Origin of the sequence: Burkholderia sp. BCC1972, assembly GCF_905339605.1 — a bacterium.
Taxonomy (GTDB): domain Bacteria; phylum Pseudomonadota; class Gammaproteobacteria; order Burkholderiales; family Burkholderiaceae; genus Burkholderia.
This window is the reverse complement of the sequence record NZ_CAJPGH010000036.1, coordinates 1-16,492: the sequence shown is the minus strand read 5'-3', so window position 1 is coordinate 16,492 and position 16,492 is coordinate 1. Positions and strand designations below refer to the sequence as shown.

15 protein-coding genes are annotated in these 16,492 nt (G+C 67.1%); 7 read left to right on the top strand and 8 right to left on the bottom strand.

The window, feature by feature from the left end; translation table 11 throughout:
* Nucleotides 1-58: 58 nt before the first annotated feature.
* Nucleotides 59-706, bottom strand: a complete 648-nt coding sequence (locus tag U5798_RS33410; protein WP_322084495.1) for a LysE family translocator — start codon at nucleotides 704-706, stop codon at nucleotides 59-61.
* 110 nt (nucleotides 707-816) lie between these two features.
* Here U5798_RS33410 and U5798_RS33405 point away from each other — a divergent pair, with 110 nt between their 5' ends.
* On the top strand, nucleotides 817-1,668 hold the full coding sequence (locus U5798_RS33405) for a LysR substrate-binding domain-containing protein (protein ID WP_322084494.1): 852 nt from the start codon (nucleotides 817-819) through the stop codon (nucleotides 1,666-1,668).
* A gap of 22 nt (nucleotides 1,669-1,690) precedes the next feature.
* On the opposite strand, the gene U5798_RS33400 is transcribed toward U5798_RS33405, so the two are convergent.
* Complete coding sequence (locus U5798_RS33400) at nucleotides 1,691-2,581, bottom strand: LysR substrate-binding domain-containing protein (protein WP_124456690.1); 891 nt, start codon at nucleotides 2,579-2,581, stop codon at nucleotides 1,691-1,693.
* A gap of 152 nt (nucleotides 2,582-2,733) precedes the next feature.
* On the opposite strand from U5798_RS33400, the gene U5798_RS33395 reads away from it, so the two are divergent.
* Nucleotides 2,734-5,781 (top strand): FAD-binding and (Fe-S)-binding domain-containing protein, encoded by a 3,048-nt coding sequence (locus tag U5798_RS33395; RefSeq protein WP_322084493.1) that lies wholly within the window; start codon nucleotides 2,734-2,736, stop codon nucleotides 5,779-5,781.
* Nucleotides 5,782-5,873: 92 nt separating this feature from the next.
* Here the strand turns inward: U5798_RS33395 and U5798_RS33390 are convergent, their stop codons facing one another.
* From U5798_RS33390 to U5798_RS33380, 3 genes are all read right to left on the bottom strand, one after another.
* Complete coding sequence (locus U5798_RS33390; protein WP_124456688.1) at nucleotides 5,874-6,176, bottom strand: XRE family transcriptional regulator; 303 nt, start codon at nucleotides 6,174-6,176, stop codon at nucleotides 5,874-5,876.
* 86 nt (nucleotides 6,177-6,262) lie between these two features.
* Nucleotides 6,263-7,417 carry a branched-chain amino acid ABC transporter substrate-binding protein gene (locus U5798_RS33385; RefSeq protein ID WP_124456687.1) on the bottom strand — a complete coding sequence of 385 codons (1,155 nt, stop codon included), beginning with the start codon at nucleotides 7,415-7,417 and terminating at the stop codon, nucleotides 6,263-6,265.
* A 639-nt stretch (nucleotides 7,418-8,056) separates the two neighbouring features.
* Nucleotides 8,057-8,956: a DMT family transporter gene (locus U5798_RS33380; RefSeq protein WP_322084492.1), complete on the bottom strand. Its 900-nt coding sequence runs from the start codon at nucleotides 8,954-8,956 to the stop codon at nucleotides 8,057-8,059.
* Nucleotides 8,957-9,013: 57 nt separating this feature from the next.
* On the opposite strand from U5798_RS33380, the gene U5798_RS33375 reads away from it, so the two are divergent.
* The 4 genes from U5798_RS33375 to U5798_RS33360 all read left to right on the top strand — a co-directional run bounded on the left by U5798_RS33375 (nucleotide 9,014) and on the right by U5798_RS33360 (nucleotide 12,085).
* The gene (locus U5798_RS33375) at nucleotides 9,014-9,991 is read left to right on the top strand and encodes a LysR substrate-binding domain-containing protein (protein WP_124456685.1); all 978 of its coding nucleotides are present in this window, start codon (nucleotides 9,014-9,016) and stop codon (nucleotides 9,989-9,991) included.
* Between the two features lie 196 nt (nucleotides 9,992-10,187).
* Nucleotides 10,188-10,859 (top strand): nitroreductase, encoded by a 672-nt coding sequence (locus U5798_RS33370; RefSeq protein WP_322084491.1) that lies wholly within the window; start codon nucleotides 10,188-10,190, stop codon nucleotides 10,857-10,859.
* Between the two features lie 36 nt (nucleotides 10,860-10,895).
* The gene (locus U5798_RS33365; protein ID WP_322084490.1) at nucleotides 10,896-11,363 is read left to right on the top strand and encodes a sodium:proline symporter; all 468 of its coding nucleotides are present in this window, start codon (nucleotides 10,896-10,898) and stop codon (nucleotides 11,361-11,363) included.
* A 221-nt stretch (nucleotides 11,364-11,584) separates the two neighbouring features.
* Entirely contained in the window at nucleotides 11,585-12,085 is a 501-nt protein-coding gene (locus U5798_RS33360; protein ID WP_322084519.1) for a hypothetical protein, read from the top strand.
* Nucleotides 12,086-12,148: 63 nt separating this feature from the next.
* Here U5798_RS33360 and U5798_RS33355 read toward each other — a convergent pair whose 3' ends face one another.
* The 3 genes from U5798_RS33355 to U5798_RS33345 form a co-directional block, all read right to left on the bottom strand.
* On the bottom strand, nucleotides 12,149-12,793 hold the full coding sequence (locus U5798_RS33355; protein ID WP_322084489.1) for a glutathione S-transferase: 645 nt from the start codon (nucleotides 12,791-12,793) through the stop codon (nucleotides 12,149-12,151).
* Nucleotides 12,794-12,897: 104 nt separating this feature from the next.
* The gene (locus tag U5798_RS33350) at nucleotides 12,898-14,070 is read right to left on the bottom strand and encodes a porin (protein ID WP_124456681.1); all 1,173 of its coding nucleotides are present in this window, start codon (nucleotides 14,068-14,070) and stop codon (nucleotides 12,898-12,900) included.
* A gap of 137 nt (nucleotides 14,071-14,207) precedes the next feature.
* Nucleotides 14,208-15,041 carry a helix-turn-helix transcriptional regulator gene (locus U5798_RS33345; RefSeq protein ID WP_322084488.1) on the bottom strand — a complete coding sequence of 278 codons (834 nt, stop codon included), beginning with the start codon at nucleotides 15,039-15,041 and terminating at the stop codon, nucleotides 14,208-14,210.
* Between the two features lie 241 nt (nucleotides 15,042-15,282).
* Between U5798_RS33345 and U5798_RS33340 the strand changes: the two genes are divergently transcribed.
* Entirely contained in the window at nucleotides 15,283-16,404 is a 1,122-nt protein-coding gene (locus U5798_RS33340; RefSeq protein ID WP_322084487.1) for a polyamine ABC transporter substrate-binding protein, read from the top strand.
* Nucleotides 16,405-16,492: the final 88 nt, after the last annotated feature.

The window sequence follows — 16,492 nt, the reverse complement described above, 5'->3', positions numbered from 1 at the left end:
GCGGGACGAAAGCGCGCGGCTCGCGATCGCGCGGGCGCGCGCCCCGTCGGTGTGTGACTCACGCCGCGCCCGCCATTCTCGACGCTTCGGCCACCATCTGCACGCCCAGCCCGCCGAGCACCGCACCCATCGCCCAGCGCTGCGCGAGCAGCAGCGTCGGGCGCCCGTGCAGGAGCTTCGCGATGCTGCTCGAGCAGATCGCCACCAGCCCGTTGGCCGACGCGAACGCGGCGATCAGCAGCGACCCGAGAAACAGCGACTGGCCGAACACGCTGCCCTGCCGGTAGTCGATGAACTGCGGCAGCAGCGACACGAACAGCATCGCGAGCTTCGGGTTCAGCACGCTGGTCGTCGCGCCCATCGCGAGCAGGCGCATCGGCTGCTCGTTCGGCAGTGCCTGCACCTCGAACGGCGAACGTCCGCCGGGCCGCACGGCCTGCCATGCGAGGTACAGCAGGTAGACCGCCCCGACCGCGCCCAGCGCGCTGCCCGCATAGGGCACGCTCATGAACAGCGTCGTGATGCCGAACGCCGCGCCGAACATGTAGAACAGGTAGCCGATCATCACGCCGGCCAGCGAAATGAGCCCGGCCGTGCGGCCTTGCGCGATCGAGCGCGACATCACGTAGACCATGTTCGGCCCGGGCGTGACCGCGAGCATGCCGCCGATGGCGAGAAATCCGTAGAGCGATCCGGAGGGTTGCATGTTTCCGCTTCCTGCATCGAGTGAGTGCTGACGGAGTTCATTGTCCGGCCGTGGAGGCGAACAGTAAAACGGGATAAACTGAATCGATTGATCAGATTTCCTGAATCGACATGAAAAAGCTCGACCTCGATGTGCTCGCGATGGTGGTGGCCGTCGCCGAAACCGGATCGTTCGCGCAGGGCGCGCAGGCCGTGCACCGGTCGCCGTCGGCGGTGAGCATGCAGATCAAGGCGCTGGAAGACGCGCTCGGCAAGCCGCTGTTCGTCCGCGACACGCGCAACGTGACGGCGACCGACGACGGCACGATGCTCGCCGAGTATGGCCGCCGGATGCTGGCGCTGCGCGACGAGGCATGGGCGTCGGTGGTGCGTCCGGAGATCCGCGGCCGCGTGACGATCGGTGTGCCGGACGACTACATTTCGTCGCTGCTGCCGCAGGTGCTCGGCAAATTCGCCGCGATGCACCCGCGTGTCGAAGTGCGCGTGATCGGCCAGCCGAGCAGCGCGCTCGTGCCGATGCTGAAGGACAACACGGTCGACCTCGCGTGCCTCACGCGGATCAAGGGCGTGACCGGCGAGCTGATCCGGATGGAGCCGCTCGTCTGGGCCGGGTCGCCGAAGCGCGACGTGTGGGAGGAGCGGCCGCTGCCGGTGGCGTTTTTCACGTACGGCGGCAGCATGGCGCGCGATCGGGCGGTCAAGGCGCTGAACCGGCAGAAGATCCCGTACCGGATGTCGTACGAAAGCCCGAGTCACCTCGGGCTGCTGAGCATGGTGGAGGCCGGGCTCGCGGTCGCGCCGCTGGCGCGCTGCTGCATCCCGGATCACCTGATGCAGTTGTCGGAAAGCCACGGGCTGCCGCCGCTGGGCGAGATCGAAGTCGTGCTCGCGCGCAGCGCGCAGTCCGCGCGCCCGCCGTGCGACTACCTGGCCGAGCAGATTCTCGGCGAATGGCGCACCTGAGCGGCCCGCGGCCGGCCGCGCGTCAGCACGACGTCATCAGCCATTCGCGGAACGCGACGAGCGACGGCAGCGTCTCGTTGCCCGGCGGATAGACGAGGTAGTAGCTGCGCTGGCTGGTAATCGCGTCGCCGATCGACACGAGTTCGCCGCGGCTCAGTTCATCCTCCACCAGCACCTTCGGCACCAGCCCGATTCCCATCCCGGCGCGCACGGCCTGGATCAGGTGCGACGTCAGCTCGAAGCTCGGGCCGATCCGCATCTGGCGATGATCGAGCCGATAGTGCGAGAACCATTCGGCCCACGCCTGCTGGTTGCTCGTCACGCCCAGCAGCGTCTGCTTGGCGGCCCACGCCGGCGTGCGCGCGTCGGCCTTGCGGCCACGGCCCGGGTCGGGCGGCGCGATCGCGATCAGGAACTCGTTGTACAGCCGGTGCGCGTGCAGGCCGGGCCAGTCGCCCGCGCCGACGGTGATGGCCGCGTCGAGGTCGTCGTGCAGGAAATCGATCGCGCCGATCCGCGAATGAAGATGCACGGTCACGCCCGGATGCGCGGCGTAGAAGTCGTGCAGGTGCGGCAGCAGCCATTTCGAACCGAACGTCGGCAAGGTGGCGAGCCGCAGCGTGCCGGCGCCCGCCTGATGCGACATCGCCTGCAGCGTCGCGCCACGGATGCGCCCGAGCGCGCCGCTCAGTTCGGCAAAGTAGCGGCGGCCGACTTCGGTCAGCTTGACCGAGCGCCCCTCGCGCCGGAACAGCGGCACGCCGAGCTGATCCTCGAGCGTCTGGACCTGCCGGCTGATCGCGCTCTGGCTCAGCGACAGTTCCTCGGCCGCGCGCGTGTAGCTTTCATGCCGGGCGGCGGCCTCGAACACGAGCAGCAATGACATCGACGGGGTCAGGCGACGGTAATTCATGAGTTTTATGCAATATTCGACGGATGAGAATTCGTTTGTTTCTCATGGAATCTCCGAAGATACTGGAATTCCCGGTCGCGTGGAAACTTGCCGAAAATTCATGTTTTGGCGCGCGCATGCCGGCCGGCTCCACCCACACTGCGCTTTTACCCATGTCGATCGCCCCGTTGCCCCGTCCCGCCAGCCCGCCTGCCAACGCGTACCGCGACTTTCTCGCCGCGCTGCGGGCCGCCGGATTCGCCGGGGAGATCCGTGCCGATCACGCGAACCGGACGGTGCAGGCCACCGACAACTCGATCTACCAGCGCCTGCCGCAGGCGGTGATCTGCCCCGCGCATGCCGATGACGTCCGGCTGGTGGCACGACTGCTGGCCGAGCCCGCGCACCGCGACGTTGCCGTGGCCGCGCGCGGCGGCGGCACGGGCACGAACGGGCAGTCGCTGACCGACGGCGTCGTCGTCGACCTGTCGCGCAACATGAACCGGATCCTCGAAATCGATGTCGAGCAGCGCTGGGTGCGCGTGCAGGCGGGCGTCGTCAAGGATCAGCTCAATGCGGCGCTGAAGCCGCACGGGCTGTTTTTTGCGCCGGAGCTGTCGACGTCGAATCGCGCGACCGTCGGCGGGATGATCAACACCGATGCGAGCGGGCAGGGCAGCTGCACGTACGGCAAGACGCGCGACCACGTGCTCGAACTCGATTTCGTGCTGATGGGCGGCGAGCAATTGCACAGCGACGCGCTCGATGACGACGAACTCGAGCGCCGGTGCGCGCGGCAGGATCGTATCGGCAAGGTGTATCGCACCGCGCGCCGCATCAGCGACGACAAGGCGGCGCTGATCGACGCGAAATTTCCGAAGCTCAACCGCTGCCTGACCGGCTATGACCTCGCGCACCTGCGCGAACCCGACGGCCGTTTCAACCTGAACAGCGTGCTGTGCGGCGCGGAGGGCTCGCTCGGTTTCGTCGTCGAGGCGAAACTCAACGTGCTGCCGATCCCGAAGGTTTCGGTGCTCGTCAACGTGCGCTATGCGGGCTTCATGGACGCGCTGCGCGATGCGCGCGCGCTGCTCGAACTCAAGCCGCTGTCGATCGAGACGGTCGACTCGAAGGTGCTGATGCTCGCGATGAAGGATTTCGTGTGGAGCAGCGTGGCCGAGTATTTCCCGCAGGACGACCAGCGGCCGACGCTCGGCATCAACCTGATCGAGTTCAGCGGCGACGACGCGGACGACGTCGATGCGCGCGTGCGTGCGTTCGTCGAGCATCTGCGCACCGATACGAGCGTGGAGCGCCTCGGCCATACGCTCGCGGCCGGCGACGATGCGGTGAAGCGCGTGTATGCGATGCGCAAGCGCGCCGTCGGCCTGCTCGGCAACGTGCAGGGCGAGGCGCGCCCGCAGCCGTTCGTCGAGGACACCGCGGTGCCGCCCGAGAACCTCGCCGCGTACATCGCCGAATTCCGTGCGCTGCTCGACGGCCACGGGCTGCAGTACGGGATGTTCGGCCACGTCGACGCGGGCGTGCTGCACGTGCGCCCGGCGCTCGACATGAAGGACCCGAAGCAGGCCGCGCTGGTGCGGCCCGTGTCGGACGCGGTGGCCGAACTCACGCAGCGGCATGGTGGCCTGCTGTGGGGCGAGCACGGCAAGGGCGTGCGCTCCGAATATGCACCGGCGTTTTTCGGCGAGCTGTATCCGTCGCTGCAGCAGCTGAAGGCCGCGTTCGATCCGCACAACCAGTTCAACCCGGGCAAGATCGCGACGCCGCCGGACAACACGATGCGGCTGCTGAAGATCGACGAGGTGCCGACGCGCGGCGACCACGACCGGCAGATCGACGAGCGCGTGTGGCAGAGCTACGGCACGGCGATGCACTGCAACGGCAACGGCGCGTGCTACAACTTCGATCCGGACGACGCGATGTGCCCGTCGTGGAAGGCGACGCGCGAACGCGTGCAATCGCCGAAGGGGCGCGCGTCGCTGATGCGCGAATGGTTGCGCCTGCAAGGACAGGCCGGCATCGACGTCGTCGCGGCGGCGCGTGCGCGGCAGCCGCTCCTGCGCGGCCTGGCCGAGCGCTGGCGCAACAGCCGCGCGGCGCGCAACGGCGACGCCGATTTTTCGCACGAGGTGTACGACGCGATGGCCGGTTGCCTCGCATGCAAGTCGTGCGCGGGACAGTGCCCGGTGAAGGTCAACGTGCCCGAGTTCCGGTCACGCTTTCTCGAGCTGTATCACCAGCGCTACCTGCGGCCGCTGCGCGACTACCTGATCGGCTCGCTCGAATTCACGATGCCGTGGATGGCACGCGTGCCTGCGCTGTACAACGGATTGATGCGTGCGAGGTGGATGCGCACGCTGCTCGAGCGGCAGGTCGGGATGGTCGACAGCCCGCTGCTGAGCCGCTTCGATCTCGCGGCCGTGATCCGGCAATGGAACGTGAAGCCGGCCGACCCGCATGCGCTCGCCGCACTGAGCGATGCGCAGCGCGAGCGCAGCGTCGTCATCGTGCAGGACACGTTCACGCGCTATTTCGATACCGGGCAACTGGCGACGCTGATCGAGCTGGCGGCGCGCACGGGCTTCCAGGTCTGGCTCGCGCCGCTCGCACCGAACGGCAAGGCGCTGCACGTCCAGGGCTTTCTGCAGGCGTTCGAGAAGGCCGCGATCCGCAATGCGACGCAACTGGCCGCGCTGGCGCGTTCGGGCGTCGCGCTGGTCGGTCTCGATCCGGCGATGACGCTCACGTACCGGCAGGAATACCTGAAGGTGACGGGGCTTACCGAGGTACCGAAAGTTGCACTCCCGCAGGAGTGGCTGCTGCAGGCACTGCCGGAAGCCGGTGCGGGCGGTGCGACCGGTTCGTACCGGTTGCTGCCGCACTGTACCGAGAAGACCAATGCGCCCGACAGCGGCAAGCAATGGACGCAGGTGTTCGCGCGGCGCGGGCTGCGGTTGAAGGTCGAGTCGACCGGATGCTGCGGGATGTCGGGTACCTACGGGCACGAGGCGCGCAATCTCGCGACGTCGAAGACGATCTATGCGCAGTCGTGGGCGGTGCACGTCGACGGCCCGGAGGACGAGGGCGAGGCGTTGGCGACCGGGTATTCCTGTCGCAGCCAGGTGAAGCGCATGTCGTCGAAGCAGTTGCGCCATCCGCTGCAGGCGCTGCTCGATCACGTGCGGGCGGCGGGGTGACGATCGGGCGGCGCGTGTCGCACGGCCCGTGAGGATGCATCGATCGAGCGTCGAGCGGCCATCTCCTTGCCGCGTTCGACGCATGCCGCCGTTCAGGCGTCGGCTTTCGCGGCTTTCCGCGTGCGCGGCTTTTCCGCCGCGGGAAACACGCCGACGCCGCGCGGCCGTTTCGGCTCGATCCGCATTTGCCGGATCACGCGCCGGAAGTCGATCTCGTGCGCGGCCAGCGTGCCGATCAGTTTCGCGATGACCGCGAGGTGGGACGGGACGGTGCCCTTGCTCGAATAGTTCGTGATCGAACTTTCGTTCATCCGGATCAGGCGGGCGAACTCGCGCGCCGTCAGCTGAGCCTTCTTCAACTCCTGTTGGAATTCCGCATACGCCATTGCACACATGATGCTTCGTCTCCGCGAATCAGAAATCGGTCCGCGTGGCGCCGGCGCCGACAGGTGGCGTTCCCGTCGTGCCGGCGCCGCGCGGATTACATCTTCACCTGGTCGAGGAAGGTCTTCTTGCCGGTCTTGTAGCCGTAGATCGAGATGATCCCGTGCGTCAGGTCGCCCTTCGAATCGAACGTCGTCGTGCCGATCACGCCGTCGTACTTCGTCGACGGCATCGCCGCGAGGATCTTCGCCGGGTCGGTCGAATTCGCGCGCTTCATCGCGTCGACCGCGATGTAGACCGCGTCATACGCGAACGGTGCGTCGAACTTGATGCCCTGGTTGAAACGCTTCTGATACTTCGCGAGGAAGTCCGCGCCGCCCGGCATCTTCTCGAGCGCAGCGCCTGCCTGCGAGCACAGCACGTTGTCGGCCGCCGGGCCGGCCAGTTCGGCCAGCGAGTCGGTGCACACGCCGTCGCCGGACAGGATCTTCGCGCGCAGGCCGAGCTGCTTCGCCTGCTTCGCGAGCGGGCCGCCGGTGGCGTCCATGCCGCCGTACATGATCGCGTCGGGGTTCTCGCCCTTGACCTTGGTCAGAATCGCGCGGAAGTCGACTGCCTTGTCGTTGGTCGCGTCGTGCGACAGCACCTTCAGGCCGAGCGCCTTCGCCTTCTTCTCGAACTCGTTCGCGAGGCCCTGGCCGTACGCGGTCGAATCGTCGATCACCGCGACGCTCTTCACGCCCTTCGACTGCGCGTAGCTCGCGAGCGCCGGGCCCTGCTGCGCATCGGTCGCGACGACGCGGTAGGTCGTCTTGAAGCCTTGCTGCGTGTAGGTCGGGTTCGTGGCCGACGGCGAGATCTGCACGATGCCCGCGTCGCTGTAGATCTTCGATGCGGGGATCGACGTGCCCGAGTTCAGGTGGCCGATGACGGCGACGACCTTGTCGTCGACGAGCTTCTGCGCAACCTGCGTGGCCTGGCGCGGGTCGGCCGCGTCATCCTGCGCGTCGAGCTGCAGCGTGACCTTCTTGCCGCCGATCGTCAGGCCCTTGGCGTTGATTTCCTCGACCGCGAGGCGCGCGCCGTTCTCGTTGTCCTTGCCGAGGTGCGAGATACCGCCCGTCGTCGGTTCGACGCTGCCGATCTTGACGACCTGGTCGGCCATTGCCGTCGACGCGGCCGCGAACGCGGCGGCAGCCAGTGCAACGGTGATCAGGGGTTTGCAGCGCATGCCGACAGTGCTTCGTTCCATCTGCCATCTCCGAATTGAATGTCTTTCTAGTGACGTCTCGACCGGCCGGCCGGGGTGCCGGGGCGATCGGACGCGTCTCCATACCCATCACGGGCTTCACTTGCATGGCGTCCGGTGGTGTGACGGACCGCCCGGGCGAGCGGGCGGATCGTCGCCGGACATCATGCAATTCGTATGAATATATCTGAAGCCGGTTTTGCGCGCTGCGGCGAATCGCGTAGCGGGCCGGTGCGGCGCGGGCCGGCACCCGGACGTCGAAGGCTCCGGATGCCGGAAATCGTGCGCTGCGGCGAGCCCCAAGGCTGCGATTCGCTGACGTCGGCCTTACGGCCACACGCATTATTCGGCCGGTCGCCAGGACGAAGCCATGGACACTGATGCACGGTCAATCGGGAACTGTTCGGTCGATTTGTCTGCACAGTTTGGACACTCGCAAGCGCGTATCCGGTTTCGTCGGCTGGTTTCATCAACGGTTGCTTCCTCTATAACGCAACTAACGGTCAGGTTCGCCGGCATCGGCGAACGGATGCGGACTTCACGGCATGGATCATCCATACCGCTTGGCAGGTGCCGGGGTCTTTTCGCCCGGCCCGCATCCGGATCGACGGGCCGGTACTGTCTTTCGGTGGCGTTGCGATCCTACAAACGTCCGCGCAATGCGACGAAGACCACGCCGGCAATCGCCAGCAGGCCGCCGCATGCCGTCGCGATGCCGGGCCGCTCGCCCGTCAGCACCATCGACAGCAGCGTCGCGACCGCCGGCGTCAGATAGAGGAAGTTGGCCGCGCGCGCCGCGCCGAAGTAGCCGAGCGCGAAGGTCCAGGTCGCGTAACCCAGCGCGGCGGGAAATACGCCGAGCACAACGACGGCCAGCGCCGTATCGCGCGATCCGCCTGCGAGCGACCCGAGCGCGCCGGGCAGCCAGGGCGTGAGCAGCACCGCGCCGGCCAGCAGCGTGTACGCGGTACAGGTCAGTGCGCCGTACACGGGGATCAGCCGTCGCTGCAAGACGAAATAGCTGGCCGAACACAGCGCCGCGCCGAGGATCAGCGTGCTTCCCGAGCCGAGCACGAGGCCGCCGGGCTGCCCTTGTGCGATTACTGCGATGCCGGCCAGGCTGACCAGCGAACCGAGCCATCCCCAGCGATTGAAGCGCTCGTGCAGAAACACGGCGGCCAGCAGCGCGGTGAAGATCGGCAGCGTGTTCACGATGAAACTCGCTGCGCCGGCCGACACGGTTTGCTCGCCGGTATTGAGCAGTGCGTTGTAAAGCGCGATGCCGAGAAAACCGCACGCGACGAAGCGCAGCGCGTCGCGTTTCGCCGGCAGCGGCGGCCGTCGCCATGCGAGCCACGCGATCACGAGCAGGGCCGCGGTCGCGAAGCGCGCCGACGCGAGCTGCAGCGGTGCGAGGCCGTGCAGGCCGATCCGGATGAACGGGAAGGCGGACGCCCACGAGACGATCGTGAATGCGACCGCGCCTGCCGCGACGAGCGGTTGTCGCGCGCCGCGCGACGTCGATGAGGAAAGGGTATTCATGCAGCCATGGTGCGGCGTGGCGAGATGTTAAGCTAGCGCACAGATCAACATCCGGATATGAAAATGGCTCACAGCTCGGGTTCGCGGCGGGCTGACGATCCGGCGCGTGCGCGCCAGGTCGTGGGCGCACTGCCGGTCGCCGCGCCGGCGCCCGGCCCGCGGCCGCCGCTCGCGAGCCTGGAGACCGTCTGCACGGTGGCACGCGAGGGTTCGTTTCTCGCGGCCGCCGACGTTTCCGGCGTCACGCACGGCGCGATCAGCCGGCGGGTGGCCGCCGTCGAGAACTGGCTCGGGATGGCGCTGTTCGAGCGGCATGCGCGCGGCGTGCGCCTGACGCCGGACGGGCAGCGCTTCGTCGGCCGGATCGAGCAGGCATTCGCGATCATCGACGGCGCGGCCGATCAGTGGCGCTCCCCGCGTACGCCGCGGCTGGTCCGGATGAGCGTGGTGCCCGCGTTCGCGCAGTTGTGGCTGTTCGAGCGGCAGCCTATGCTCGAAAGCGAGGCGCCCGCGCTGCGTATCGAGCTCGGCATCGAACTGCGCAACGTCGATATCGCCGGCGGCGAAGCCGATCTGTCGGTCCGGTACGGGCGCGGCAACTGGCGCCAGCTCGAAACCCGTGCGTTCATGCCGGAACGGCTGTATCCGGTTGCGCATCCGCGGCTCGCCGAGCAGCTGGCGAAGGCGCGCCGCCGAACCGGCGATGCCGCGCTGCTCGACATGCCGCTGCTGCACGATTCCGACGTGACGGGCTGGCGCACCTGGTTCGACGGGCTCGGCATCCCGTTCAAGCCGCGGGCGCAGGATCGCCGGTTCGAGGATTACAACCTCGTGCTGGCGGCGGCCGAAGCGGGCCTCGGCGTGGCGCTCGCGCGGACGCCGCTGGCCGACGCGTACCTGAAGCGCAGTACGCTCGTCCGCGTCAGCCGGCATGAAGTCGATTCGCTGCTCAGGTATCACTTCGTGCATGCGAAGGGCGAGAATCGGCCGGAAGTGCTGGCGTTGATGGAGCGGATGGTGAAGGCGCTGGGGTAGGCGCGCGGCTTGCCGTGGATGCGACGGACCGTGCCCATGCCCATGCTGTTCGCTCGACCGGCGTCGCCAGATCGTTACAATGCAGCCGCGGAATACGGCGAGATCGCCGCAATGAGGCAAAATCGCGCCTTTGGCCGGCGGCGAGCCAATCTCCAACCATTGCAGTACGGGTTCAAACTTGCAGAAAAGGGAACCGATGAATAGACCAGACAAGTCGTCGAAAGCGCGTGCCGCGCTGGATCAACTGTTTTCGGGCATGGCGCCCGCGGACGCGACGCGTTCGTCGCCGCGCCCCGGCAATCCGTTCGAAGCGGCGGACGACGAGGTGTCCCGTGCATCCGGCGGCCGTGGCGGCGTCGAAGTCACGCTGTCGACCCGGATCCAGCTGCGCGGCTATCCGAGCGCCGATGCGTTCATGAAGCGCATGGCCGAAGCATGGGGGCTGGAATGGGGGACGTACGACAGCGTCCGGGCCGTGGCGACGCTGCCGGCCGGATGGCGCTCGCGCCGCCTTCCGGAAGTCACGCAGATCGTCGACGAACGCGACGTGCTGCGCGCCGAGAGCAGCCTGCAGGGCGGCGAGATGTCGTATCTGAAGGTGCACCCGCGCTACTACATCGACGCACGCAAGCGCTTCGGCTGGAGCAAGTCGTCGAAGCCATCCGACGATCCGGATCTCGACGGCCCCGACTGGAACTGCTTCGTGATCGACCGCGAAAAGTCCATCGAAGTGCACGAACTCACGACGTCGTCGCTGAAAGCCGACATGGACAATGCGCGTGCGACGTTGCTGAAATGGCTCGACGAGCACTATCCGAAGCATCGCGACCCGTTTGCGTACTGGTCGGATTGCGAACGGCCGTTGTAAGTCTGCGCAGCGGATTGCCATCGCGGAGGTGGGCACTTGAAGCAGACCGGCCCGGTTCCGATCCTCTGGGCGGCATTCGGCGCGGCGGTCGCCTCGACCGTCATCGAGCTGCTGCTCTGGGCGATCGTCGGCGATGACGCCGTCCGGAACCTGCTTCGCGACGCGCGCCTCACGGCGGCCATCGTGATGGGGCGCGGCGTGCTCGGTTCGTCCGGCGGCTTCGATCCGCTGGTCATGGGCGTGGCGACGGTCGTGCATGCCGCGCTTTCGCTGGTCTATGCGGCCGTGCTGGCACGGCTGGTCCACGGATTGTCGTTCCGCGCCACGCTGCTCGCCGGCAGTGCGTTCGGACTCCTCCTGTATGGCGTCAACCTGTACGCCTTCACCGCAATCTTCCCGTGGTTCATCCCGGTTCGCGGCGAGATCACGCTGCTAGCCCATCTGGTATTCGGGGTCGCGGCAGCCGCCGTTTACCGCGTCGCGACTCGCCACGCCGTGCGCTGACCACGGCAACGCGTGCCGACGGTTCCGGCACCGGCCCTTCGCATCCAGACCCCAGGAATAACCCGCCTGGCCGCGTCGTTTAGCCGTCAGGAGACCCTGCACGAGGACGCGGTGCGCCATGACCGCCGCGCGCCCCATCGTGCGCAAGCAAACCGGTGTTCCGGGCGCCGCCAGCGACGCCGGGGATCGGGTGGTCGGGGGCAACAACGCAGGAGCCGATCATGTGCAACCTGTTTCGATCCGTGGCGGGCATCGTCTGTCTCGGTCTTTCCACGTCCGTCCTTGCGCAAATGATCGACGATCCTTCGGACAACGGCACGAACTGCCGCGCAGTCGTCGCGCAAGCCGACATCGACGGCACGGCGCAGCAAATCGTCGGGCGCGCGTGCCTGCAAAGCGACGGCACCTGGCAGATCGTGCAAAGTGCCGACGGTAGCGTGCTGTGGTATCCGGTGGCAGCCTATCCGTATGACGACGCGTGGTACTGGGGGCCGCCGGTGTTCATCGGCGCGGGCGTGAGCTTCATCTTCGTCGATCGGTTCCATCGCTTCCACCACTTCGATCACGTCAACCATTTCAACCCGATCGATCATCGCCGCTTCGGTGTACCGATGGACGCGGGCTTTCACCATGGCGCGTTCCCGGTCGGAGTCGGGCATGGGTTTGGCGGCATGCACCGGTTCGGCGGCATGGGCGGGGCGGGAGGCATGCGGCGGCGTTAGGCCGGCAATCAGCGGTTCCCGAGACCTTCCGGCAAGTCGTTCCGCCGTCGGCGCGGCGCCAGCCTAGTCGAGCTTGCCGCGCAGGTCGTCGAACGGGATCATCACGTTCGCGCGATACGCGGGCCGCGCCTGCAGGCGTTCGTACCACGCTTGCACGTGCGGCAGCTCCGGCCGCGCGATGTCGAGTTCGGAATAGCGATACAGGTGCGTGCCGGCCGCGATGTCGGCGAGCGTGATCGTGTCGCCGGCGAGAAACGGATGTTCGGCCAGCACTGCGTCGAGCAGCTGGAAATACTGCGCGCACTGCGCGATGCTCTGCTCGACGCGCACGGTGTCGCGCTGCTCGGGCGGCGTCCGGAAGTAACCGCGGAACACGCCGTTGAGGAACGTCGGCTGCAGTGTCGTCTGCGCCCAGTCCATCCAGCGGTCGGCGCGCGACTGCTCGGCCGGGTCGTCGCGCCAGAAGCCGGGGCGCCCGTAACGCGCGGCGAGGTAGCGCAGGATGCTGTGCGATTCCCATACGACGGTACCTTCGTCGTCGATCAAGGGCACGCGTCCATGCGGGTTCATCGCGAGAAACTCGGGCGTATCGAGCACGCCGAACCGGCCGCCGGCCGGCACGTGCCGATGCGCGAGCGCGAGCTCGTCGACGAGCCACATCACCTTCTGGACGTTGAACGCGTTGCGTCGTCCCCATACCGTCAGCATGCCGGTCTCCTTGCGTCGTGCGGAACCTGAAGTCGGACAGTGTAAACGCCGCAGGCGCGCACCGTGGTGCGCGCCTGCGGGGCAGTCGTCGTGCGACGACGCGATCAGAACTTGTGGCGGATGCCGACGATCGCGAGTTCCTGCGTATCGGTGCCCGAGTTCACGCCGTACGAGCCGACCGATGCGGCCGCTTTCACGGTGGCGCCGCTCGCGTTGAGCGTGTTGCCGCTCGCCTTCTGGTAGCCGAACAGCGCATACAGGTCGGTGCGCTTCGACAGCGCGTAGTCCGCGCCGAGGTTGACCTGGTTGTAGTGCGCGGAAGCCGGGCCCGTCAGCGACGTGTAGTTGTAGCCGACGCCCGCGCGCAGTGCCGGCGAGAACTGCCAGTTGAAGAACGCCGAGCCGTTGTTGAACTTCGCGTTCTGGCTGAACGCCGACAGCGTGTCCGCACCGTACTGCGTATTCGAATACGCGAGGCCGAAGGTCGCCGGCCCGGCCACGTACTGGCCGGCCACGCGCACGATCTGGATCGACTTCGCGCTCGAGAAGCCCTGGTTGATCACGGTGTTGAACAGCGTGTCCGAGCTGCTCGACCACGTGCGCACGCCGTTGGCGACCGTCGTGCCGCCGTTCGCGTAGAAGAAGCCGGCGCCGAGCGACAGCGGGCCGTTCGCGTAGCTCGCGCCGAAGCTGTACGTGCGGCCGTTGCCGGTGGCGCCCGCGACGCCGCCGAAGCCGTACAGGGCCGCGAACTGGAAGCCCGAGATCAGCGGGCTCGTGTACTTCACCGAGTTGCTGACGCGCAGGCTGTTGTCGTAGTTGTCGAGGTCGCCCGGCGTCGCGAACACGCCGCCGAAATAGTTGTCCTGCGTGAGGCCCTGCACGAGGTCGACGACCGGATCGTACTGGCGGCCGAGCGTCACGGTACCGTACGTGCTGCTGGCGAGGCCGACGACGGCCTTGCGGCCGAATTCGCGCCCGCCCTGGCCGAGTGCGCCGGTGCCGATGTTGAAGCCGTTCTCGAGCTGGAACAGCGCGGACAGGCCGCTGCCGAGATCCTCGATGCCGCGCAGCCCCCAGCGGCTGCCGGACAGGTTGCCGCTGCTGAACTTGACGAGGCTCGACGCATTGCTGCCGTTCGCGTTCTGCGCGTTGTGCACGTAGGCGATGCCTGCGTCGGCGATGCCGTACAGCGTGACGCTGCTTTGCGCGTGCGCGCCGGCGGCGTACAGCGCGGCCGGCAGCGCGAGCAGTGCGAATGAACGGATGCGTTTCATTGTTGGATTCCCCCGTAGGTCGATTGGTCTGACGAATCGGTGAACGATACGGACGGCGCATCGTCAAGGGAACCAATAAATTGTCGAATCGTTATGAGGCGGCGCGGTGATGGATGCGCGCGCAACGGGCTGGCAGCCTACGCGTCGTGCCGTCGCGACGCATTCCTCAGCACGAGCGTCATCAGTTGCCGCCGCGATTCGACGCCGAGCTTCGCGAATGCACGTTTCGCGTACGTATCGACGGTGGACGTCTTCAGCCCCATCGCCTGCGCGATCGCGGCTGACGTCATGCCCTGGATGAACGATGCGCACACATGCATCTCGCGCGCGGTCAGCCGCCCCTGCCATTCGGGCAGCCATTGCGCGACGAGGTCGAGATCGAGCTCGTCGCGCGGCGAGTCGTCTGCGGAGATCGCGCCGAGCAGGCGCTTGTGCGCGGACGCCAGCGGCAGCACGACCTGCGACAGCTGCTTCAGCAGGCTCAGCTCCTTCAGCGAGAACGGCGGCAGCCGCCGCGAGCGCGCGATCGAGATCGAGTAGCGCGTGCCGCCCGTCACGCCCGCGATCACGCATTCGTCGTGAATGTCGCCCGCGTCGAAGAACAGGTGCCGGAGTTCGCTCGCGACGCGCTGCGCGGACACCTGCAGCAGTTGCACGTCGCTCTCGGTTTCGATCGCCGCATACGTCGCATCGTCGCTCGCGTAGCTGCGGTAGTAGTGCCGCATCACCTGCGCGACCAGCTCGGGCTCGCGGCCGAAGCTGCCGATCCAGCCGACGTTGCGCCGGCCCGCCGACGCGCCGCGTTCGTAGTCGAGATGCACGGCGTCGAAGTCGACGTAGCGCACGAGCGTGTCGTAGACGGCGCGCATGAATTGCGGCGTCCCGACCGCTTGCGCGATATCGCCCAGCGTTTCGGTGACGAACGCGACGTGGCTCAGCGGGAGATCGGGGGCGGGAAGCGCAGCGCTCATGGCGTCGGGTGTCGAAGATTTCAGGTGGCGCTACAGGTATCACGAATAATTTCGACTGCCTACGCGGGAATCTACCCAAGCGGCCCGAAACGAAGTCGCCGTTTGTCCCGGTTTGCAGGACTGACGGTGCGGGCCGCGATCTCTACATTGCCCCTTGTGCTGAACACCGCTCGACGGCGTTGACGCGAGTCCGGACCCGGACCGGGCGCAACGGCCGATCCCCATCACAAGGAGAGTCCCCATGCGTATCCGTATCCGTCGTCATCCGGCCCTGCGCGCCACGCTCGTCGCGTCGGCGGTACTGGCCCTCGCGGCCAGCCTGTCGGCCCGTGCGGGCGACACCAACCTGAACGTGTACAACTGGTCGGAGTACGTCGCGAAGGACACGGTGCCCACGTTCGAGAAGCAGTCGGGCATCAAGGTGCGCTACGACAGCTACGACAGCGACGATACGCTGCAGACGAAGCTGCTCGCGGGCAGTTCGGGCTACGACATCGTCGTGCCGACGTCCAACTATCTCGCGCAGCAGATCCAGGCCGGCGTGTACCAGAAGCTCGACAAGTCGAAGCTGCCGAACCTCGCGAACCTGGATCCGGTGCTGATGAAAATGATCGCGAAGGTCGATCCGGGCAACCAGTACGGCGTGCCGTGGGCATGGGGCACGACCGGCATCGGCTACAACGTCGAGGCCGTGCGCAAGCGGCTCGGCGACAGCGCGCCGATCGACAGCTGGGCGCTGCTGTTCGACCCGGTGAACGCGGCGAAGCTGAAAGGCTGCGGCATCTCGCTGCTCGACGCGCCGGACGCCGCGTTCGCCGCGACGTTGCAGTACATGGGCAAGGATCCGAACAGCAAGAACCCGGCCGACTACCAGGCCGCCTACGACGTGCTGAAGAAGATCCGCCCGTACGTGACGCAGTTCAGTTCGGCCGGCTATTCCGACGATCTCGCGAACAACGACGTGTGCGTCGTGCTCGGCTGGTCGGGCGACGTGAGCATCGCGCGGCGGCGCACGCTGGACGCGAAGCGCTCGTACGAGATCCGCTACGTGAATCCGAAGGAAGGCGGCCTGCTGTGGTTCGACGTGATGGCGATTCCGAAGGATGCGCCGCATCCGGAAGCCGCGCTGAAGTGGATCAACTACATCGAGGATCCGAAGACCAACGCGGCGATCACGAACGAGATCTTCTATCCGAGCGCGAACAAGGCCGCGCGCGCGTTCGTGACACCGGCGATCGTGCAGGATCCGAGCGTCTACCTGTCCGACGCGACGATCGCGAAGACGGCGCTCGCGATGCCTAGAAGCGCCGAGATCGCGCGGATGCAGAACCGTCTCTGGCTGCAACTGAAGTCGGGCGGTTGAGGGAGACGACGATGATCCAGCCACTCCTCGCAGTGCCGGCCGCGGCCGGCGCACGCTTCGGCACGGACGCGTTCGTCCGCATCGAGAA